The sequence below is a fragment of the Segatella intestinalis genome (assembly GCF_029348455.1).
Lineage (GTDB): Bacteria > Bacteroidota > Bacteroidia > Bacteroidales > Bacteroidaceae > Prevotella.
Genome location: NZ_JARJVV010000006.1, coordinates 12,305 through 32,541, shown reverse-complemented (window position 1 = coordinate 32,541; position 20,237 = coordinate 12,305). Strand labels below are relative to the sequence as shown.

13 protein-coding genes and 1 pseudogene are annotated in these 20,237 nt (G+C 46.4%); 3 read left to right on the top strand and 11 right to left on the bottom strand.

The window, feature by feature from the left end; all coding sequences use genetic code 11:
• Positions 1 to 113 precede the first annotated feature (113 nt).
• The 3 genes from P3T48_RS05240 to P3T48_RS05230 all read left to right on the top strand — a co-directional run bounded on the left by P3T48_RS05240 (position 114) and on the right by P3T48_RS05230 (position 5,201).
• On the top strand, positions 114 to 1,433 hold the full coding sequence (locus tag P3T48_RS05240) for an alpha/beta hydrolase family protein (protein WP_276505895.1): 1,320 nt from the start codon (positions 114 to 116) through the stop codon (positions 1,431 to 1,433).
• Positions 1,434 to 1,936: 503 nt separating this feature from the next.
• Positions 1,937 to 4,207 (top strand): right-handed parallel beta-helix repeat-containing protein, encoded by a 2,271-nt coding sequence (locus tag P3T48_RS05235; RefSeq protein WP_276505894.1) that lies wholly within the window; start codon positions 1,937 to 1,939, stop codon positions 4,205 to 4,207.
• A 154-nt stretch (positions 4,208 to 4,361) separates the two neighbouring features.
• Positions 4,362 to 5,201: a carboxylesterase family protein gene (locus P3T48_RS05230; RefSeq protein ID WP_276505893.1), complete on the top strand. Its 840-nt coding sequence runs from the start codon at positions 4,362 to 4,364 to the stop codon at positions 5,199 to 5,201.
• 48 nt (positions 5,202 to 5,249) lie between these two features.
• Here the strand turns inward: P3T48_RS05230 and P3T48_RS05225 are convergent, their stop codons facing one another.
• The 11 genes and pseudogenes from P3T48_RS05225 to P3T48_RS05175 form a co-directional block, all read right to left on the bottom strand.
• Positions 5,250 to 5,792 carry a hypothetical protein gene (locus P3T48_RS05225; RefSeq protein ID WP_276505892.1) on the bottom strand — a complete coding sequence of 181 codons (543 nt, stop codon included), beginning with the start codon at positions 5,790 to 5,792 and terminating at the stop codon, positions 5,250 to 5,252.
• Positions 5,793 to 5,798: 6 nt separating this feature from the next.
• On the bottom strand, positions 5,799 to 7,478 hold the full coding sequence (locus P3T48_RS05220; RefSeq protein ID WP_022252302.1) for a SulP family inorganic anion transporter: 1,680 nt from the start codon (positions 7,476 to 7,478) through the stop codon (positions 5,799 to 5,801).
• A gap of 91 nt (positions 7,479 to 7,569) precedes the next feature.
• Positions 7,570 to 8,262, bottom strand: coding sequence for a NanQ anomerase/TabA/YiaL family protein (locus tag P3T48_RS05215; RefSeq protein ID WP_276505891.1), 693 nt, complete (start codon positions 8,260 to 8,262; stop codon positions 7,570 to 7,572).
• Between the two features lie 85 nt (positions 8,263 to 8,347).
• Positions 8,348 to 9,829 (bottom strand): tagaturonate reductase, encoded by a 1,482-nt coding sequence (locus P3T48_RS05210; protein WP_217756992.1) that lies wholly within the window; start codon positions 9,827 to 9,829, stop codon positions 8,348 to 8,350.
• Between the two features lie 111 nt (positions 9,830 to 9,940).
• Positions 9,941 to 10,753 (bottom strand): SDR family oxidoreductase, encoded by an 813-nt coding sequence (locus P3T48_RS05205; protein ID WP_022252299.1) that lies wholly within the window; start codon positions 10,751 to 10,753, stop codon positions 9,941 to 9,943.
• A gap of 323 nt (positions 10,754 to 11,076) precedes the next feature.
• Positions 11,077 to 11,166: pseudogene (locus tag P3T48_RS05200) on the bottom strand (nitroreductase family protein); the annotation flags it as partial.
• Between the two features lie 33 nt (positions 11,167 to 11,199).
• Positions 11,200 to 11,979 carry a TerB family tellurite resistance protein gene (locus tag P3T48_RS05195; protein WP_276505890.1) on the bottom strand — a complete coding sequence of 260 codons (780 nt, stop codon included), beginning with the start codon at positions 11,977 to 11,979 and terminating at the stop codon, positions 11,200 to 11,202.
• 39 nt (positions 11,980 to 12,018) lie between these two features.
• Positions 12,019 to 12,483 (bottom strand): MaoC family dehydratase, encoded by a 465-nt coding sequence (locus P3T48_RS05190; protein ID WP_022252297.1) that lies wholly within the window; start codon positions 12,481 to 12,483, stop codon positions 12,019 to 12,021.
• An 87-nt stretch (positions 12,484 to 12,570) separates the two neighbouring features.
• The gene (locus P3T48_RS05185; RefSeq protein ID WP_276505889.1) at positions 12,571 to 13,830 is read right to left on the bottom strand and encodes a nucleotide sugar dehydrogenase; all 1,260 of its coding nucleotides are present in this window, start codon (positions 13,828 to 13,830) and stop codon (positions 12,571 to 12,573) included.
• A 179-nt stretch (positions 13,831 to 14,009) separates the two neighbouring features.
• A complete protein-coding gene (locus P3T48_RS05180) occupies positions 14,010 to 16,934 on the bottom strand; it encodes a PD-(D/E)XK nuclease family protein (RefSeq protein WP_276505888.1) in 2,925 nt (974 codons plus the stop codon).
• Positions 16,935 to 16,990: 56 nt separating this feature from the next.
• Entirely contained in the window at positions 16,991 to 20,227 is a 3,237-nt protein-coding gene (locus tag P3T48_RS05175; protein WP_276505887.1) for a UvrD-helicase domain-containing protein, read from the bottom strand.
• Positions 20,228 to 20,237 lie beyond the last annotated feature (10 nt).

Genomic DNA, 20,237 nt, shown 5'->3' with positions numbered 1-20,237 from the left:
TACTCAAGTTTCGCTTGTGGTTCAAGTACGGTCTGAAAGGGCAGAAGTTCTTAGCCCAGGGAGGGCACTGAAAAAGTAAAATCCATTAAAACATACAATTAATAAATACAATTATGAAAGCTACAAGAAACATCACAACAGTGTTTATTGCGCTTGCCTCACTTGCAGCCAATGCACAGGAAGGGGCATGGAACGGCGAACTAAACGTCATGGGAACAAAGCTCCCATTAGTATTCAACTTCTCTAACGAAGGCTGCACCATGGATTCGCCTTTGCAAGGTGCTAAAGGAACACCAGCTGAGAAGACCATTAAGAACGATGGTACAATAAAAGTTTCGATTGCCATGATTGGAGCCACATTTGAGGGAAAGATGGAGAATGACGAAATTATAGGTACATACACCCAAAATGGTTTCCACATCCCTCTTACACTAAAGCCCGGCAAACTTGTAGTTAAACGTCCGCAAACTCCGGTTGCTCCATTTCCATATAAGGAAGAGAACATAAGCTTCACAAATGCAGGATATACTTTCAACGGTACTCTCACCCTACCACAAAACTATTCTAAGCAGACTCCCGTAGTGCTGATGGTTACTGGTAGCGGACAGCAGAACCGCGACGAAGAATGGTTTTACCATAAACCCTTTGCCGTAATTGCAGATGCATTAGCCCGTCAAGGCATTGCTTCCTTACGTTATGACGATCGTGGATGGAATGATAAGAATATTGATTTCGGTCAATTCACAACAGCCGACTTCCTCCAAGATGCCGCATCTGCCTTACCATTATTGCGCAAGCGCTTCAATAAGGTTGGAATACTCGGACATAGCGAGGGAGGCACAATAGCCATGATGCTTGCCGCTGAAGGCAAAGCCGACTTCATTGTGTCGCTCGCTGGCATGGCTATATCAGGTAAAGAAACTCTCGTGATGCAGAACCGCCAGGCAATGTCATCCTTAGGCCTGCCTAAGGAGATGGTGGATTCCTACTGCAATAACATATCAAATATTCTCGACGAGATTGCCAATGGCAAGAAGACAAGTGAGATAACCATCGATGGAGTGCCAGACAACCTAAAACCTGTCCTAAAGAGATCATTAGAACAAGCAAACTCGCCATACATACGCCATTTTATAAATGTAGATGCCAGCAAGCAGTTGTCCAATATTAAATGCCCAGTGTTGGCACTCAACGGCACAAAAGACACTCAAGTGGACTGCACAGCCAATACAACTATACTTGAAACTGGACTCTCCAACTGCAAGCACACTATAAAGAAGATTGATGGTGTAAACCATCTGTTCCAGCATTGCTCAACTGGCAGCATTGTGGAATATCAGCAAATAGAAGAAACCATTGCACCTGAAGTGCTGGAGACAATAACCAAGTGGATTAACGATCAGCAAAGAACAATAAATGAAGCTCAAGAATAAAGATTAATAAATTGAGAGTCGCCTATCACAATAATACCCAATTATCAAGGAGGATTGGGGATAATTATTTTATATAAAGACTTTAGCATACTATTTTTTATTTGTAACTTAGCATAAAAACGCTAAGTTACAAATAAAGCTCCTCAAATCCGCAACTAAAGCCCTTCAACGTCCTTCTTGCGTGTACACGTCCTCTCATTACTGAATTATCATATAAATTGAGGCTGAAATACCCACTTCTGCCTACAATAACCCCTTACCCCACAATGCGACTTGAGAAAAAGCCCGTACTTGAACCACATGTGAAACTGGGGGGGTATTACCGCCCCTAAGGTTAAACATGTTTAATTGTCAAAGAAAATCATGGCTTTTTCGGATGATAATATTACTTTTGTAGCAACAAAAACTCAAGACACTAAAAACAAACCAAAAATTGATTCACACACAACTAATTAAAAAAACAAATATAAACTACAACAAACACTAAAAACAAAACTGTGAAAATGAAAACTAAAACAAAGACAAAGGTAGCGCTTGTAGCGTTGTGCCTTTTAGCTTCGCACGGAGCTATGGCTAAAGATTATTACTTGGCACCTAATGGTTCAGGTAATGGTATGACTATCGACAAACCTTTTGGTGACCCGGTAAAGGCTTTTGCTGCACTGAAGGCTGGCGACATTCTCTACGTGAGTGGTGGAACCTACAAACTCTCACAAACCATCAATGTGACTGAGACAGGTACTGCAGACAAGCGTATCTGTGTGTTTGCCTATCCTGGTGACACAGAGCGCCCTGTATTCGACTTCGCTGGACAGCCACGTAGTACTGCAACAGAGGCTGCTAACAACCGAGGTATCATGCACAAGATAGGTGCCAACTACTGGCATTATCGTGGTCTCGACATCTGCCATTCTGCTGACAATGGTATGAAACTCGAGGGTAGTTATTGCGTAGTGGAGCTTTGCCGCTTCTATGGCAATGAAGATACGGGTCTGCAACAGGGATTTGGTAAGGATTCCAAGGGAAACAACACTCGTAACACCGAGTTTAAATATGGACGATTCAATATCATAGTGAATTGTGATGCATACGACAATTACGACCCTTGGACCAAAGGCGGTAATGCCGACGGATTCGCTATCAAGTTGTATCCCGGTCCTGGCAATGAGTTTCATGGATGCCGTGCCTGGCATAACTCCGATGACGGATGGGACCTCTATTATACGGTTTTCCCTATCGTCGTCGACAACTGCTGGTGCTTGAAGAATGGTTTCGCTGATGGTAATGCCAACGGCTTCAAGATGGGAGGATGCAAGCAGGGCGGTACCTCAACAGGCGCTCATGTTTTCAAAAACTGTATTGCCGCATTCCACGCCAAGAAAGGATTTGACCAGAACCATCATCGCGAGGGTTCTTATCTCATCAATGACCTCTCGTATGGCAACGGCATCAACTATGGTTACAACATGGAAGAACCTGAATATGGCAACTGGGTGCTGCGTAACTGCGTGGGCTTTGCCTATGGCTCACAAAAGATGGAACGTAACTCTGCTTTCACTAAGGCGCCAGACATCGAATACTGTACCTGGACCACACTCGATAACACCAATCCTTTGGGTGAGAAGGCAAGCAATACAGGTACTTCCTATGCCAAAACTATCAATAATTATTCTTCCGAGTACGAGGATCTGAGCTACGAGACTGGCATCAGTGCCCGTCAGGCTAACGGAGAGTTGCCTTTGAAGTTCGGTAGACTGAAGGCAGGCAGCAAGCTGATAGATACGGCCACTCCTATTACGGATTTCAAGACGGTGGATGCTCATAAGGCTGCATACGAATATGCGGGTAATGCCCCAAAGAACTGGTCTGTCACCCTCAACATCCCTTACGTGGGCAAGGCGCCTGACTATGGTCCATACGAATATGGTGGCGATGACAATGCCTATACTCTCAAAATGCCTGTGAACGACGGTACGGTGGAAGATGCCATACCTGAGCCAAGCGATGGAAAGAACTGGGTGACCACAACCGTAGTCAACAACTATCTCTTCCAGGATGAGGTAATTGTCGATGAGGTGAAGAAGTATATCACAGGCGGAACGGCAGAAGGCGTGAATCCAAGATACTATGGTAAGTCATCTGATGGCAAGAGTTCGGTGACCTACGTAGATGAGTCTACGACGAGAGGCAAGAAGTACTCTGCTACTTATGGTGCTTACAGGATTCCAAAGACAACCAACGTAGAGTTCACCCTGCCTTCTCTTGCCGAGATGAAGTCTAATGTATATTGCACGGGTGGTCGTACACTCGTTATCGACTGGCATTATGTAGATAACTCCAACTCAGGAACAGCATCTGTTTCCTTATCAGAAGGTGTTGCTCTGGTTGACGTGAAAGCCAAGGTGGGCAAGATAGAGAAGAAGCCTATTGTTGTGACATTGACCAATAATGGTGGTGGCGATATGTACCTTACCGACCTGACACTGGGCGTTTACCAGGAGGTGGACGAAGATGGCAACCCAATCGTTACGGGCATTGAGCAAGTAGAGAAGGAGAGCGCCACAAAGACCTATCAGATGTACCAGACCACCAATGGTCTGATCGTCTATGGTGACATTGCCTCACTCAATGTATTCAGCGCTGACGGTAAGAAGGTGGCAGGCTCAACAGACTCTCAGTTTGTCAACACCTCAGCCCTTGTCAAGGGCATGTACATCGTGCTCATCAAGGGCAAGGATGGAAGCACAGTCGCACAGAAGTTCCTGCGCAGATAAGCTTCAAGCGAAAAAAATAATGAATCACAGAATGAGTGAGAAGTATGTGAACACCTATTAATGTGTTTCAAAGTAATTGAAATAATTTGCGATTCAGAAAGATAATTTGTAATTTTGGCATTCGTAAGTTTACTGATAACGAATATCCAAAAATATGAAGAAAATACTTTTTGCAATCGTTCTGTCTCTGACGGCTCTGAAGGTATCGGCTTACGATTTCCTCAGAGCCGTTAAAGATTCTATCCCCGGAGGCTACAACTTCTGGGTTTATACACCAGTAGATTATTTTTATTCTCAAGAGCAGACTCCTGTCATCATCTTCCTGCATGGAGCAAGCCTTTGCGGAAGAGACCTCTCGCGTGTTCGCCGTTATGGTCCTCTCGATGCCATCGTGAAAGGCAGGGATATTGATGCCCTCACCATTGTGCCTCAGAACCCCGGTGGAGCCTGGAGCCCGAAGAAGGTGATGGATGTCTTCGACTGGGTAAGGAAACATTACGCCTGCGACTCTACCCGTGTGTATGTGCTGGGCATGAGTCTCGGCGGTTATGGCACTATGGATGTCTGCGGCACCTATCCCGACCGCATTGCTGCAGGAATGGCACTCTGCGGAGGTACCTCGCTCAAGGATGTGAGTGGACTGGGCAAGTTGCCTTTCTGGATTATTCATGGTACTGCCGACAGAGCCGTGCCCGTGAAGCAGTCGAAGGTGGTGGTGGAGAAACTTAAAAAGAGTGGCAACGACAGCCGGTTGCTGTACGACTGGCTACCTGGTGCCAATCATGGAGCACCTGCCCGTATCTTTTATCTCAAGAAAACCTATGAGTGGCTTTTCTCTCATAGTCTGGTGGATAAAGACCGTCCTGTCAACAAGAGCATCGACATAGGACTGGGCGATTTGCGCAAGGCTTACCGTGACGTCAACCGCAACAAGCCTGCGCCTGAACTGATCGACGGTCCCAGTGTCATCAAAGAAGAAGGAAATGAGTATTAATGCTCATTCCCTTCTTCTTTTTTCTTTCCCATTTGTGAAAGTTGAGTTCTATAATCTTGTCATGTGATAACCCATGGCGTTCAGCTGAATGGCTGCGCCCATGAGGTACATCTGGTGCAGGGCAGCGATGAAACCCCTGAAGGCATCCTCAGTACCTGGCTCCAGACCTTGATGGATAAGTGTGTTGTAAGTTCGTGCGGCACACTCTGCCACTATGTTCGATAAGCCTTTGTGGGCATTCTCGTCCAACAGCAGAACCTTTTCACAGATGTAGTCATCCATGTGGTCGAAATCTATGCGGTCGCGCAGATAGATATACAGATTCTCCACCTTGCCGTATAGCTCCCAGTCCTCATCCCAGTATTTGGCGATGGCCATGCCAACAAACATAATCCAACCCAAGGCTACAGTGGGATACTTGCCAAACTCACGCATGGCATCGGGCAGATAACTCTCGCCTATCTTTGCCCAAAGTGCCTCAATGTCGGGAGCTTCAGGCAGACGCTCATCTATTCGCCCCACTGAGAGGAGATACTGATGCAGGTCTTCCTTAAAAACCAACTCTATAGGTTTCTTGTTGTTATTCTCCATAACGATTTACTTTTCTATGATTTCGTTGGCTCTCTTCAAAGCCAGGTTGATATGACTGCAGATGTTCTCTTCTCCAATGAGGTGATAGAATCCTGCATGCTCTAATTGTCCGTTCACTTTCTCTCTTACTCCCGAAAGCACAATCTGGATGCCTTCCTTCTTACTCATCTCGCAAAGGTTGGTAAGGTTGTGGATACCTGTAGAGTCAACGAAGGGCACCTTACGCATTCGGATGATGCGCACTTTAGGACGGTCGCCAAATGAGGCCATGATTTCCTCAAACTTATTGCCGGCTCCAAAGAAATAAGGACCATTGATCTCATACACCTCCACACCCTGTGGAATGATGAGGTGATCCAGGTTTCCTGTAGAGAACTCTGCGTCCTGGTTGAGGTCGATCTCCTCGGTGATGGCCTTGACATCAGTAGTCTCCGACATACGTTTCATGAAGAGCAGACAGGCGATGATGAGTCCCACCTCGATTGCGATGGTGAGGTCGAAGATGATGGTGAGGAAGAAGGTGATGAGCAGGACGGTAACGTCGCTCTTAGGATTCTTCATAAGTTCAAGGAACGAGCGCCATCCACACATACCGTAAGAAACGACCACCAGCACACCTGCCAGACAAGCCATAGGAATGTACTTGGCCAAAGGCATGAGGAACAGGAAGATAAGCAACAATACCACGGCATGGATGATGCCAGCAACAGGGGTCTTACCACCATTATTAATATTGGTCATGGTGCGGGCTATGGCTCCTGTGGCAGGAATACCGCCAAAGAGGGGAGAGGCAATGTTCGCCAGTCCCTGAGCCACCAACTCGGTATTGGAATCGTGGTGGTCGCCGATAACACCATCTGCTACAGTAGCTGAGAGCAAAGACTCGATGGCTCCCAGGATGGCAATGGTGATGGCTGGTGATACCAAGCTTTTGATGGTTTCCCAATTCATGTCGGGTACCTGAGCGGCTGGCAACTCATTGCTGATAGAGAAGCGGTCGCCAATGGTCTCGATAGAGAGGACACCGGCAAAGTTTTTCAGCAGCAGGGCAACGATGGTCATCAGGATAATAGCTATCAATGAGCCTGGAATCTTCTTGCTGAAGCGTGGAGTGACGGCAATAACGACCACACTCGCCACACCTATCAGAGCGCACCAAGGGTCGATGGTATTGAAGTTCTGCAGATAGACTCCCCATTTCTCAATAAAGTCGGAAGGGTTGGAAGGAAGTGTCAGTCCGAAGAGGTCTTTGATCTGGGTGGTGAAGATAGTGACGGCGATACCGCTGGTGAATCCTACCACGATGGGATATGGAATGTACTTGATGATGGTACCCAATCGAAGCAGTCCGAAAAGTACGAGGAAGAAGCCTGCCATCAGGGTAGCGATGGTGAGTCCCTCGAAGCCATACTTCTGTATAATGCCGTAGATGATGATGATAAACGCACCTGTAGGTCCGCCTATCTGCACCTTGCTTCCTCCGAAGAGTGAGATGACGAGACCAGCCACAATGGCTGTGATGATACCCTTTTCTGGTGTTACTCCCGATGCAATACCGAACGCAATGGCCAAAGGAAGGGCTACGATGCCCACAATGATACCTGCCATGAGATCGGACATGAATGTTTTCTTGTCGTAAGTCTTCAAACAAGAAAACAACTTTGTCTGAATGTTGAAAGCCTTCATTATTGTGTTATATTTTTCAAAAATTTGGGTGCAAAGTTACTAATAAATATTCATAATAGCAAAAAAAACGTAAACTTTGCACCCTAAATCTTTAATCCATATAATCCACCTTGATGACTATCACTCTGATTTGTTGTTCGTTAGTGTCGTTTTCCACTTTGGCTATATGCCAGTCGCGAGGGAAGAAAATAAAGAATTCATCGGGATTACTGTCATAGAATCTTGCTTTCTCTACCTGGTAATCATAGTGTATCACGTCTGGTCGGTATTTGCTGTTGAGTACACTGGTGTAATGGTCGATGATGCCAAAACGCTCCGTTCCCTTTACCACATACTGGAAATCGATGTGGTGGTTGTGACTCTCGCTCCTTCGTTTTGCCAGTGGACCGTTCTGCGAATCCTCTACACTTACCACCAACTGTGTGCCGGGTATTTTGTGCTTGCCCTTGCTGATGGCGAGCAGGTCGGTATGACTCAGATACTCGAAGAGGGCTTTCCACTGTGCAGGGTTCTTTTGATATTGCAGATAGAAGTCTACGAGGTTCACGCTGCTGTGGGGCTTGGCCTGCACGAAACCATTGCGCCATTCGCCCGACTCAGCCCACTGTTGCGCCTTCTTGATGAGCTCGGGTTGATTGCCATAATACTGGGTATAGTAACCCTTGACCTGTGTTTGTGGCTTGCTCAGATTCTTTGTCTTCGTCTGTGCCTGTGCATAAGCGGCAGAGCAGAGTAGGGCGCATGCCATGAAACTCTTGATGAGATACAGATAGTTTTTCTTCATATTTGAATAAAGTTTGAATAACAAAAAAGAGGATTCTCCCGAAGGAGGAATCCTCTTTACATTATGTTTCAGTCTTAGTTTCCGATTACAGAATGGTCTTAACAGCCTCGAGCATACCCTTCTCCTGGATGAGGTCGAGATCCTTCTTAACCAACTCTGTCAAGCCAGGAACAGTCTTGTTGAGGTCTTCCTTCCAGATGTAGTCGAAAGCAAGAACACCCTCAGCCACCTTCTGAGTATCGCCAGTAGCCCAGAGCTCTGTCAGCTTGTCGATAATCTTCTGGTCGTCCTGTGGCTTGATCTCTGCACCGTCAGCACGCTTGCCACCCTTGTAATAAGTGATGATAGCAGCCAAACCGAATACCAAGCCCTGTGGCAACTCACCCTTACGCTCCAAGTAGATCTTCACGCCTGGGAGGTCGCGAGTCTCATACTTAGGGAATGAGTTGAGCATGATACTTGTTACCTGGTGGTCAACAAATGGGTTCTCGAAGCGCTCCAATACGTCAGAAGCAAACTTCTGCAACTCGTCCATTGGCAAGTTAAGAGTCTGCATCAACTCATCGAACTGTACTTTGTGGATGTACTTGCCCAATACAGGGTGCTCGCAAGCATCGCGTACGATGTTTACACCACTCAGGTAAGTGACAGGGCTCAATACAGTGTGAGGACCGTTGAGCAGTGTTACCTTACGCTCGTGGTATGGCTTCTCGTTGTCGGTGATGAGAACGTGCAGACCAGCCTTGTGAGCAGGGAATTCTTCCTGCATCTGCTCTACAGTCATATTCTCAGCCTTCTCGATTACCCAGAGGTGGAAGCTCTCAGCCTTAACTACGAGGTTGTCCTTGTAGCAAATCTTCTGCTGAATTTCCTTGATGGTATCACGTGGGAAACCTGGAACGATGCGGTCTACGAGAGTAGCGCATACGTAGCAGTGGTTGGTGAACCACTCCTTGAAGCCTTCGTAGTCAGCGCCCATGTCACCCTTCCAAAGCTCAATGTACTGATAGATGCACTCCTTCAGGTGGTGGCCGTTGAGGAAGATCAACTCACAAGGCATCAGAATCATACCCTTAGTTGGGTCGCCCTCGAAGAACTTGTAGCGATGGAACAGCAACTGTACCAACTTACCTGGATAAGAAGCAGCAGGAGCATCAGTAAACTTGCAAGAATCATCGAATGCGATACCTGCCTCAGTTGTGTTAGAGATGATGAAACGCATCTCTGGCTGCTCTGCCAAAGCCATAAAGGCCTGGTTCTGAGAATATGGATTGAGTGCACGGCTAATCACGTCGATACGCTCAAGAGTATTGATGGCCTGACCATTCTCCTTACCCTGAAGGTTTACATGGTAGAGGCAGTCCTGACCGTTCAGCCAGTCAACCATACCGCCAGCCAAAGGCTGAACGACAACAACAGAACCGTTGAAGTCGGTCTTCTTGTTCATATTCCATACAATCCAGTCAACAAATGCGCGAAGGAAGTTGCCCTCACCAAACTGGATAATTTTCTCTGGCATAACGCTCTTTGGAGCAGTACGCTTGTTCAAAGATTTAAGCTCTTTCATGATTTGTTTTGTTGTTTATATTGTTTCTAATTATTTCTGCTGCAAAGGTATAAAAATATCCTTTACGTTATACATTTATGTTGCAAAAATGTTGCGTAAAGGTTTGCGTTGTTACATGGCGAAAATATTAAAACCACCATCCACTACAGCCACAGTACCTGTTACGAATGATGCAGCATCGCTCATCAGATACTGGATAGTACCGCAGAGTTCTTCTGGTTTACCCATACGTCCGAACGGAGTCTGGCGGATAACATCCTTTCCGCGCTCTGTGTAGGTTCCGTCGGGATTGGTAAGGAGCGCACGGTTCTGCTCGGTGATGAAGAAACCTGGAGCAATGGCATTTACACGGATACCCTCACCAAACTTCTTGGCTGTCTCGTGAGCCATATATGCTGTAAAGTTGGAGATGCCTGCCTTGGCTGCTGCATAACCGCAGACACGGGTCATTGGGCGGAAGGCTGCCATTGAAGAGAAGTTGATGATGCTTCCCTTTCCTGCCTCTACCATTGGCTTCAGGAATACCTGTGTAGGTATAACAGTACCTGTGAGGTTCAGATTCAGCACCGTCTGAAACTGCTCTGTCTCCAAGTCAAAGAAAGTCTGGTCGGGGCCAATCGTTGCGCCCTTCATGTTTCCACCGGCAGCATTGAGCAGGGTGTCCACCTTACCATATTTAGCGAGGATATCCTTGCAGTTCTGCTCTACGATCTCCTTGTTCATCACATCGGTCTTGAAGAAAGAAGCCTCACCGCCTGCTTGTTTGATGTCTTCCACAATAGCGTTGCCTACTTCTTCTTTACGTCCCAGGATGGCAACTTTGGCTCCCTCGAGTGCCAAATACTTGGCGATAGTTTTTCCCAATACGCCTGTTCCACCTGTGATGACCACAACATAATCTTTAATGTCGAAAAGATTGCTCATGATTTTTTTGAATTGTTTGAATAATAAATAGTTAATAAAGGTGATGCTTCAATCATACTCATTGTCATCTTCGCATCATTTGCAAAATTAGCGCATTTTTATTGAATAAGCAAATATTTAGCTGTGTTTTTTCTCACTACATTCTCTTTTCGTACTTTCTACAACCATTTCGCGTGAGAAACTGGCTTATTTCGTCTTTTTTTCTTATTCCTTCCTTCATTTCGTTCTATGTCTACAAAAAAAATAACTCAACTTCCACATTTGTGAAAGTTGAGTTAATGATCTATTGTATTGTGGTTTATCGGCCAAAGGCCTATATGTCCTTACTCCATAAACTTAATCATGTCGTCACGTCTTGGTTTTGCCGCTGGTGCTTCGTCAGGATAACCGAGGGCGATGCAGTAAAGAAGCTGAACACAGCATAAGTTGAGTAAAAACACTCAACTTTATAATCCACGAGTCTTGAAGATACGTTCCTTGGCATCATTGATCTCTTGGAACTTTTTCTCGGCAGCCCTGCGGACATCCTCGCCAAGGGCAGCCACCTTGTCGGGGTGATGCTTGAGAGCCATCTTGCGATAGGCACTCTTCACCTCATCATTGGTAGCCGATGGCGATATGCCGAGTACACGATAAGCATCGTCGAGACTTGAAGCCGAAGAAGCTCCACTGCGGAGGTTGAGCATCTGGTCAAGTTCGTCAGCACTAAGTCCTAAGTGATAGGTAACCTCTTTCAGCGCTGTGAGTTCCTCAGCTGGCACCTGACCGTCGGCCTGGGCTATCATGACCAGGAAATTGAGCAACTGAAGGCGCTGTTCGTACATCATACTGTTGCGAATCTGCTGACAGCTGTCCTGAATCACACTGCGATATTGCAACACACCTACACGCTTCTGCTCCTCAAAAAGTTTCAGAAGAATCTGCTCGCCCTGTGTCATGGCTCCCAAACCGAAGTTCTGGCGTAAGAAGCGACGCACGAGCTCCATCTCGGAATGCATCACCTTGCCGTCGGCCTTGATGATGTAAGAGGCAAGAACAAGTAACGAGAACATGAACGAGTTGCGTTGTCCCTCGCTGCTGTTTCTTTCCTGCTGTCCTGTATCCTGGCGGTTTACCTCGTTAAGTCCATGTTCGAAGAGAGAGCCTAAGGCATAGCCTGCCAAGGCTCCCAACGGACCACCTGTGATGAATCCGAGTACACCGCCAATCCATTTTCCTGCTCCCATTGTCGTTTCTGTTTTTGGAAATGATGCTTAGCAACTTAATTAGTTGAAGTAATACAAGAAGGTGGCAATACCGGAAAGGGCAGGCTTGCGCTGACCTTCTATCTCGATATCGAACTTGATGCTTGCCTTGCAGATACCACGAAGGTTCTGAATGTCATGAAGGGTTGTCACAAGGCGAACACGTGAGCCGGTGATGACAGGCTGACCGAAACGCATCTCGTCCATGCCATAGTTGACCAACATCTTGATGTTGTGTACTTCTACAATCTGCTGCCACATGTAGGGTAACAAAGAAAGGGTGAGGTAGCCATGAGCGATAGTGCTGTGGTAAGGACTCTCTACTTTTGCACGCTCCACGTCTACATGTATCCACTGTGGGTCGAGTGTAGCATCAGCAAACTTGTTGATACGTTCCTGGTCTACCTGCAACCACTCTGATTCACCTAATCTCTCACCTAAGTGAGATGCAAATTCCTCGTAAGAATTGATAATTAATTTTGCCATAGTTTTGAATATATTATTTTTATAGTTTTTTCTTTATTATGAAGTGAAAATATTGAATATTCTCCAGGAATTTTTCTTCTTTCCTCGTTAGTCTCTTCTGAAAATGTCGCGTGTATAGACTTTCTCATTCACATCATTCAAGACTGGGTCGTAACGGTTGGCGATGATGGCCTGACTCTGTTTCTTGAACTCCTGCAAGTCGTTGACAACACGGCTGCCGAAGAAGGTACTGCCATCCTCGAGGGTTGGCTCATAGACTATCACCTGTGCACCTTTAGCTTTGATGCGCTTCATGACTCCCTGGATACTGCTCTGGCGGAAATTGTCACTGTTGCTCTTCATCGTGAGTCGATACACTCCGATAGTGCAAGGGTGTTCTTTCTGAGGATCATAGCTGCTGTTGTCCTTATAGAAATAATATCCAGCCATTCTGAGCACTCGGTCGGCGATAAAGTCCTTACGGGTGCGGTTGCTCTCAACAATGGCTTGAATAAGGTTCTCAGGAACATCGGCATAGTTGGCCAGCAACTGTTTGGTGTCCTTAGGCAGACAGTAACCACCGTAGCCAAACGACGGGTTGTTGTAGAAAGAACCGATGCGAGGGTCGAGTCCCACACCATCGATGATCGACTTCGTGTCAAGCCCCTTCATCTCGGCATAAGTGTCCAATTCGTTGAAGAAACTCACACGCAGTGCCAGATATGTGTTGGCAAAGAGCTTGACAGCCTCGGCCTCGGTAAGTCCCATAAACAGGGTGTCAATATCCTGTTTGATAGCTCCTTCCTGCAGGAGTGAGGCAAAGGTATGTGCTGCTTGGTCGAGTCGCTCGTCGCCCTCAGGACGGCCTACGATGATGCGGCTGGGGTAAAGGTTGTCGTACAGCGCCTTGCTCTCACGTAGAAACTCGGGAGCGAAGATAATGTTGTCGCAATGATACTTCTTTCGTACATTCTCCGTGTAACCTACGGGAATGGTGCTCTTGATGACCATGATGGCATCAGGATTGACACGCATCACCAACTCGATAACTTCCTCAACGTGTGTCGTGTCGAAGTAGTTTTTTACAGGATCATAGTTGGTAGGGGTGGCTATAACGATGAAATCGGCATTCTTGTATGCTTCTTCTCCATTGGTTGTCGCCTTGAGATGCAAATCCTTCTCTGCCAAATACTTCTCAATGTAATCGTCTTGTATGGGTGACTGACGATTGTTGATAAGGTCCACCTTTTCTGGCACTACGTCAACAGCCGTCACCTGATGGTGCTGGCTCAGCAGCGTGGCTATGCTCAGACCAACGTAGCCTGTACCAGCTACCGCAATACGAATATTTTTGTTTACTGTTTCCATTGTTATAACTTTTAAAAGTTTTGTCTAAATGCAGCTTACCTTAATTTATAATATTGTGCAAAGGTACATTCTTTTTTAGACTTGACCAAATATAGATGGTAAGAGTTTTCTAAAATCAATAAAAATGACCTACTTCTCTCTTTACACCTTATTATTATTAAGGCTGAGCTCAACAGGCTTTACTTACACAAGGCTGTAAAGGGACAGTGCTCACAACGCTGCTTGTCTTCTGTTGCCACAAGTGGAAGAGAGGGATCGCATATCTCGCTGATGAGAGCTTCTATATGCTGCATGAACTCGTCCTGATATTCGGCCACGTCAAAGATAGGATTACGGCCAAACTTTAGCGTCGGGTCATAATCCTTGCTTCCCGCTTGCTGGATGAAAAGCAATCCCGGACTAACAGGCTCTTTTGTCTTGTTATATCGGCCGTCATTGCCTACAATGATAGAATAAAGCAATGCCTGCAGATAATAATCAGTGTGCAGCGAGAGCTTGGAAGGATCGAATATGGTAGCCACATCAGCAGGGAACCGTGATGGCATACGTCCTGTCTTATAGTCGATTACGCGAATGCGCTCGGCTATATTGTCAAGACCAGGATTACCATTGGCAGCCACAGCATCAAGACGGTCGATGAAACCGCCTAATGTGATGGCTTTATTACCTATAGGAGTATTGAACTCAAAGGTTTTATTCACTTGTTTCTCAAGTCCTAATAGTGTATAGGGGGCCAGCTTTTGGTCTATGCGGAGGAGTTGTTTAAGATAGCTTGTGATAACCTCGCGGTTGATGAGCTGAAGACCATTGTATTCGGGCATTTTAGATCCGGGCTTCAAGCGGAACAACTGTTCTGCAAAAGCCTGATCTACTAAACTATACAGGCTGTTTTCGTGTTTGAGCGCATAGTCTATCTTCTCCTTGCTGATGATGAGGGGATGAATGAGCTGCTTCTCACCATTAGCATTGGTTTGCAAATCTTCGGGACGGGCAAACTGAAGATAGAACAGTTCGGCAGCACGATGGAAAATCAAACCAAAGTAACGGTTGTCTATCTCATCATCCAACTCTTCTGGTTCTTTCAGTCCAGCCACATACCGGTAGTAGAAACGTTTCTGACATCTCAAGTAAGTGTTCAGGCATGTTGGAGAAATTATCTTTCCATCAATGAGTTGACTAATCATTTCCTCCGTTTTTTCTATTTTCTTTCGGTCTGGAGGAAGTGGTACTTGACCTGATGACAGAGCAGCGGTTTTCACCTGGTGCTTGCTTTCTACCAACAGCTGTAGCATGAAGCGGCTCATTTCGCCAGTATGTCCATCCTCAGTAGAGTTGTTGTATGTAAGGGTGATGTCAGCAGAACGTTGCAGCATGCGATGGAAATAGTAGGAGAAGATAGCCACTTTGTTGTCTACCGTGGTAAGTCCGTAAGCCTTGCGCAACGAATAAGGAATGAACGAAGAGTCGTTGACGCCCTTGGGAAGATTTCCTTCGCTGGCAGATAGCACGATGATATGATCGAAATCAAGATTGCGTGTTTCGAGAACTCCCATAATCTGAATACCTTCGGCGGGCTCACCATGAAAAGGAATAGTGGTGGTCTGCATGAGTTGCAGCAGGAGGTGCTGTAAGGTAATGATATCTACGATTAGGTCACCCGACTGGATGAGTTCGTGGAGACGGTTGACAAGCGTATAGGTGCGAAAGAGTGATTCCTGAAAGAGTGGGTCGTCAAGCGTACGTGCTTGTGTACCTATGTTCTTCAGCACGTCCAAGAGATACTGTACGAGCGAAAGGTTGAAGTTCTCGCCCGATGACATTTCCTGAAACAGGATTTCAAGTCCCTCGTCCTCTTTTTGGCAAAGCCATTTGCGGGAAGGGAAGAATATCTTCTTGTCATGAAGTTCGCCCATGAGTTCGGCATAAGCAGACGAGATGTACTGGGCGTAAGGATGGCGAAGCACATAGTTGACATAACGGAGACGATAGCAATCTCTATCCTTGTCATAGCCCAAGGTCTGCAGTTCGGTTAGCGTTTGTATCAGACTGTAGAATGGAGTCTGCTGCAAGGGATAGCCTAATGTGATGTTGACACTCTCCACCTCCTCAGGTAAGGAGTGGATGACAGTAGGCAACAGACTCTCGTCTGCAAGCACGATGGCAGTGCTGCGCCCTTGCTTATATCGCTCGTTCTGCATCAGCCAGCTATGTATGTAGCGAGCCTGTATGTTATCGGTAGGAGCGCTAATATAGGTAATATCTTTGGTCGAATCAAAAGAGTCATACAGCTCTGTATCAGATAAATAATCCAACTCGTTACCAAAAGCACTCATCAACTGCCGGATGTAATATCCGGCCTCGTTGCCATCCTTCATATAGTATTTGTCGAAGTCCCAATAGAAGGCAGCCTTGCCCTCTCTCTGCAATCGTGAGCACAGCTTCTGCTCCACACACTGCATCATATTGAAGCCCACAAAGAGATATTTCTTGTGCCGGAACTCAAGCGACTCGTCTTCCACCACACGCCGATACAAGGCACCCTCGTAGGCAAGGTTCTGTGCCTCAAGGCGCTGATTGAAATTGGTATAGATGTCGTAGAAATGACTCCACAACTGTAGGAAGCGCTTTTTGAGTTCGGTGTTGTGGTCATCAGAGAAATTGCTGAAGAATTTCTTAATGATTTCCTTCTGCTCTTCGGTGAGGTAAGACACGTCATCGAGTTCATGGATGTCACTGAGGTTGGCAAAGAGCTGCCTGGCAGAAGCCATGTTCTTGTCCACATCATCGAAGTCTGCTATTAGCAGCTGCCCCCAGCCGTAAAAGTGGTCGAGTGTCTCTTCGATGCCAGTACACTCGACGAAAGACTTATGAAGATCGCATACCAACTTGATGGGGTCACCCACCTTCAGCGTAGTGTGCTGACGAAAGAGGTCGCTGATGGTGATATAGGTGGGGCTCCACAAAGGATGGGAAACCAAACGTGCCAACTGCTCGTTGAGAAACAGCGAGGCACGCTTGTTGGGGAATACGATGGCTATATCGCTCAGATTGTTGCCATATTTCTGTATGATGTCTTGGGCTACGTATGTCAAGAATGATTTCATATTCGTCGTTTTTATAATCTTGATGAAATAGAGTCGTTATGTCTTAGTTTGGGGTGTCAGAATTCCACCTTGACTATCTTGTTGGGATAGACATACCACAGATAGCCTTCTATCAGTGGATGACTGTCGTTTCCGTTGTCGGAATTTGCACTTTGGTTGGCCTCCTTGCCTTCCAGCAACTGCATGTACTGTCTTACCTGTACGTGATGCTCGTCCTTGGGTTTACCGAACTTGAAGTCCACCACAATGGTCTTTTCACTATCCTTCATCACTCGGTCAGGACGATGTTCCACCACCTTGCCATGTTCCACACTCAGGATAGAGCACTCGTTGAAGAGTGTCCAGTGGGGAGAAAACCAATGCGCCACCTGCTGAGACTGCAGACGCTTGCGTATCATTGAATCCAAGTGCTTGCGTGAGAGATTCTCGTCGTAGAGCATTCCGTCTAATTCGAGTTGACGAAGAGCCTGCTCTATGTCGTCGGTGGTACGGATGGAGGAGAAGAGACTGTGCAGAATGGTACCCAACTTGATGTAGTACTTCTGCTGTTCCTCGTCCTCGTCGCCCTTTATGAAATCACGACTCTTGTTACTCTGCCGGAACTGAGGCATAGCAGGATTCACCTTCAGCTGCACAGCGATATTGGTGGCTTGCTGGCAAAAGACATTCTCCGATTTCTCCTTTTTCTTGTCTGTAGCATCAGCCTCCTCAACCTTAAGGGTTCCATATTCAAAAAGAATATCCTCGTCTTGCGAATTGGAAAGCGTTACAGATACATTGCCGCTGCTGAGTGTCTTCTCTACATCTGATAGCACACTTTCTATCAGATAACTACGGAATGTTTCCTTGTCACGATGAGCAATAACGAAGAGTCCACGGCTGGCACGTGTGAAAGCCACATATAGCAGGTTCATGTTGTCTACCATGTTCTGCAGATGCTCGTGGTGGTAATCGTCCTCGTAGATGCTTCCCTTCATCTGTTTGGCGATGAAATCGACAGGAACCAATGGTATTTTGTTGAAAGGAGCCTCGGCTGGCGTACACCACAGGGTACCTTTGGATGTCTCCAACATCCAGTCGCAGAAAGGAATGATAACATAATCAAACTCCAGACCCTTACTCTTGTGAATCGTGACGAGGCGTATGCCATTGAGCGCATCGCTATGTATGCTTTTCTCGTGCAGCGTATTGTCCCATTCCTTGATAAAAGAGTCTATATCGCAACAGTTGTCCTGCAGGTAAGCAGCCATCTGATCGTAGAAGGCGCAGATATAAGCACTCTGACTCTTCATCTCCTCTATGGTATCTAACTGTAGTTCAACAAAGAGGTTTTCCACTAAATCGAAAATAGGTTTCTGTAACAGGATATCACGCTGCTCCTCAATCTTTTCCACGATTTCATCGCTACCAAGGAAGGAGAGTGCGAACTTCTGAAGGGTAGCCCTGGAAATAGGATCATCGGGATGAATAAGCACACGTAACGCCGTAACAAGCGAATTGACCGCCTGGGATGCATCCAGACGGAAAGCCTCGTCGGAAACAAGAGGGTAAGGGCAACCATTGTTCATCAGAAATTCTGCCAAATCCTTAATGGTGCGGTTGGTTCTTACGAGGATGGCAATCTGACTGGGCTTTACACCCTGCTCTGTCAGTTGCATGATAGTTGCCATAGTTTCCTTCAGTGTGCGTTCTTTCCATTCTTCCTTGTTCAGGAGTTTAATCTGCACAAAGCCATTGGCAGGTTTGCCCGAAGGCACCCTCTGGGCTACGTCAGAGTATGCAATCTTCAGTTGTTCTGCCTCCTCGGGGGTATTCTCCTTGAGAGACTGGTATTCAGTTTCGGCAGCAGCTTTGAAGAATGCATTATTGAAATCGATGATGTTTTTTGCCGAACGATAGTTTGTATCCAAGGTCTTGATATCAAGTCGCTTGTCTCCAAACTGCTCTTGTATATTGTTAAGCAGTCGCCAGTCACCAGAGCGCCAGCGGTAAATGCTCTGCTTTACATCACCCACAATGAGGTTGCCTGCATCCTGATGACTCATGGTTTCATCGAGCAATACTTTGAAGTTCTGCCATTGTATGATGCTGGTGTCCTGAAACTCGTCTATCATAACATGCTCCAATTGCGTACCTATCTTCTCAAAGATAAAAGGTGAGTCACTGTCCTGCATAAGCGAATGGAGCAGCGTCTGCGTGTCACTGAGCAAAAAACGGTTTGCTTCCTCGTTGAGTGCACGAACTTTCTTCTCTATACTTCCTAAAAGGCGCAATTGGTTGAGGTTGCGCAGGGTGAGGTTTGCACTCTTGTAAAGACGCAACAACTTTGGGCGCTTCTCTTCAGAATAGCGCAATAATGGTGCAAGGGTATTGCATACCAGATCATACTTAGGTGAACCTGGCTGTGCATCTGCCGCACTCATCCAGTTATGCTCGTCCTCCATGGCTGACACAACACGTTTGCCAACGAGTTTTTCATCGTCGAAAAGTCCGTCTCTCAATTTGATGAAATAGCTGCAGACACCTGTTTTGCCATACGAGAAATCCGAAACCGTAAGTCCATTCTCGTCGAGTGTGTCAAAGAAGGTGGCTGCTATCTGCGCAAAGTGTTCCTTGGCATCCTGTTTCATTTTCCTGAGCTCGGCAGTGAAGTTTTTGAAAAAGTCTTCCTTTTCCATCACTTCATTGAGCGACTTGGCGGCACTCTTGTAATAATCGCGGAAGATATTTTCACCAAAACTCTTGATTTCACCGATCACGTTCCAACTTTTGTCATCAGCCATATTCGACTTGATATAGTCCATGATCCAGTGCAGAAGCCTGTCGGTCTGCCCCAGATCCTCAATCAGTTGGTCTACAGCCTGCTGCTCCACCTGGTAGTCATTGAGTCCTATGCGAAGGTTGGCGGTAAGGTCGAGCTCACGTGCCAGGTTACGAAGCACACTCTGGAAGAAAGTATCTATTGTTTCAACGCGAAAGTAGTTGTAGTTGTGAATGAGCAGACTGAGTGCAGTACTGGCATTCTTCTCTATCTGCTCCTGCGTGAGATGGGGCAAAGCTTTCTTTATCTGTTCAAGATAACCATGCGATTCCTCGAGTCCATGGGCAATACCATATAGCTGGCTGAGGATTCGTGTTTTCATTTCCTCAGTGGCTTTATTGGTGAAAGTCACTGCCAGGATGGTGCGATACGAATGTGGGTTGGCAATGACTAAGGTCATATATTCCCTGGCCAGCGTGAAGGTTTTGCCAGAGCCGGCACTTGCCTTGTAAACGGTGAGTTGTGAATTCATATATATTATA

Bases quoted from the DNA above. Each gene is read 5' to 3' on its own strand.
- P3T48_RS05180 (WP_276505888.1), bottom strand. From the start codon at position 16,934: ATGAAATCATTCTTGACATACGTAGCCCAAGACATCATACAGAAATAT.
- P3T48_RS05220 (WP_022252302.1), bottom strand. From the start codon at position 7,478: ATGAAGGCTTTCAACATTCAGACAAAGTTGTTTTCTTGTTTGAAGACT.
- P3T48_RS05215 (WP_276505891.1), bottom strand. From the start codon at position 8,262: ATGAAGAAAAACTATCTGTATCTCATCAAGAGTTTCATGGCATGCGCC.
- P3T48_RS05230 (WP_276505893.1), top strand. From the start codon at position 4,362: ATGAAGAAAATACTTTTTGCAATCGTTCTGTCTCTGACGGCTCTGAAG.
- P3T48_RS05190 (WP_022252297.1), bottom strand. From the start codon at position 12,483: ATGGCAAAATTAATTATCAATTCTTACGAGGAATTTGCATCTCACTTA.
- P3T48_RS05175 (WP_276505887.1), bottom strand. From the start codon at position 20,227: ATGAATTCACAACTCACCGTTTACAAGGCAAGTGCCGGCTCTGGCAAA.
- P3T48_RS05210 (WP_217756992.1), bottom strand. From the start codon at position 9,829: ATGAAAGAGCTTAAATCTTTGAACAAGCGTACTGCTCCAAAGAGCGTT.
- P3T48_RS05205 (WP_022252299.1), bottom strand. From the start codon at position 10,753: ATGAGCAATCTTTTCGACATTAAAGATTATGTTGTGGTCATCACAGGT.
- P3T48_RS05235 (WP_276505894.1), top strand. From the start codon at position 1,937: ATGAAAACTAAAACAAAGACAAAGGTAGCGCTTGTAGCGTTGTGCCTT.
- P3T48_RS05195 (WP_276505890.1), bottom strand. From the start codon at position 11,979: ATGGGAGCAGGAAAATGGATTGGCGGTGTACTCGGATTCATCACAGGT.
- P3T48_RS05225 (WP_276505892.1), bottom strand. From the start codon at position 5,792: ATGGAGAATAACAACAAGAAACCTATAGAGTTGGTTTTTAAGGAAGAC.
- P3T48_RS05185 (WP_276505889.1), bottom strand. From the start codon at position 13,830: ATGGAAACAGTAAACAAAAATATTCGTATTGCGGTAGCTGGTACAGGC.
- P3T48_RS05240 (WP_276505895.1), top strand. From the start codon at position 114: ATGAAAGCTACAAGAAACATCACAACAGTGTTTATTGCGCTTGCCTCA.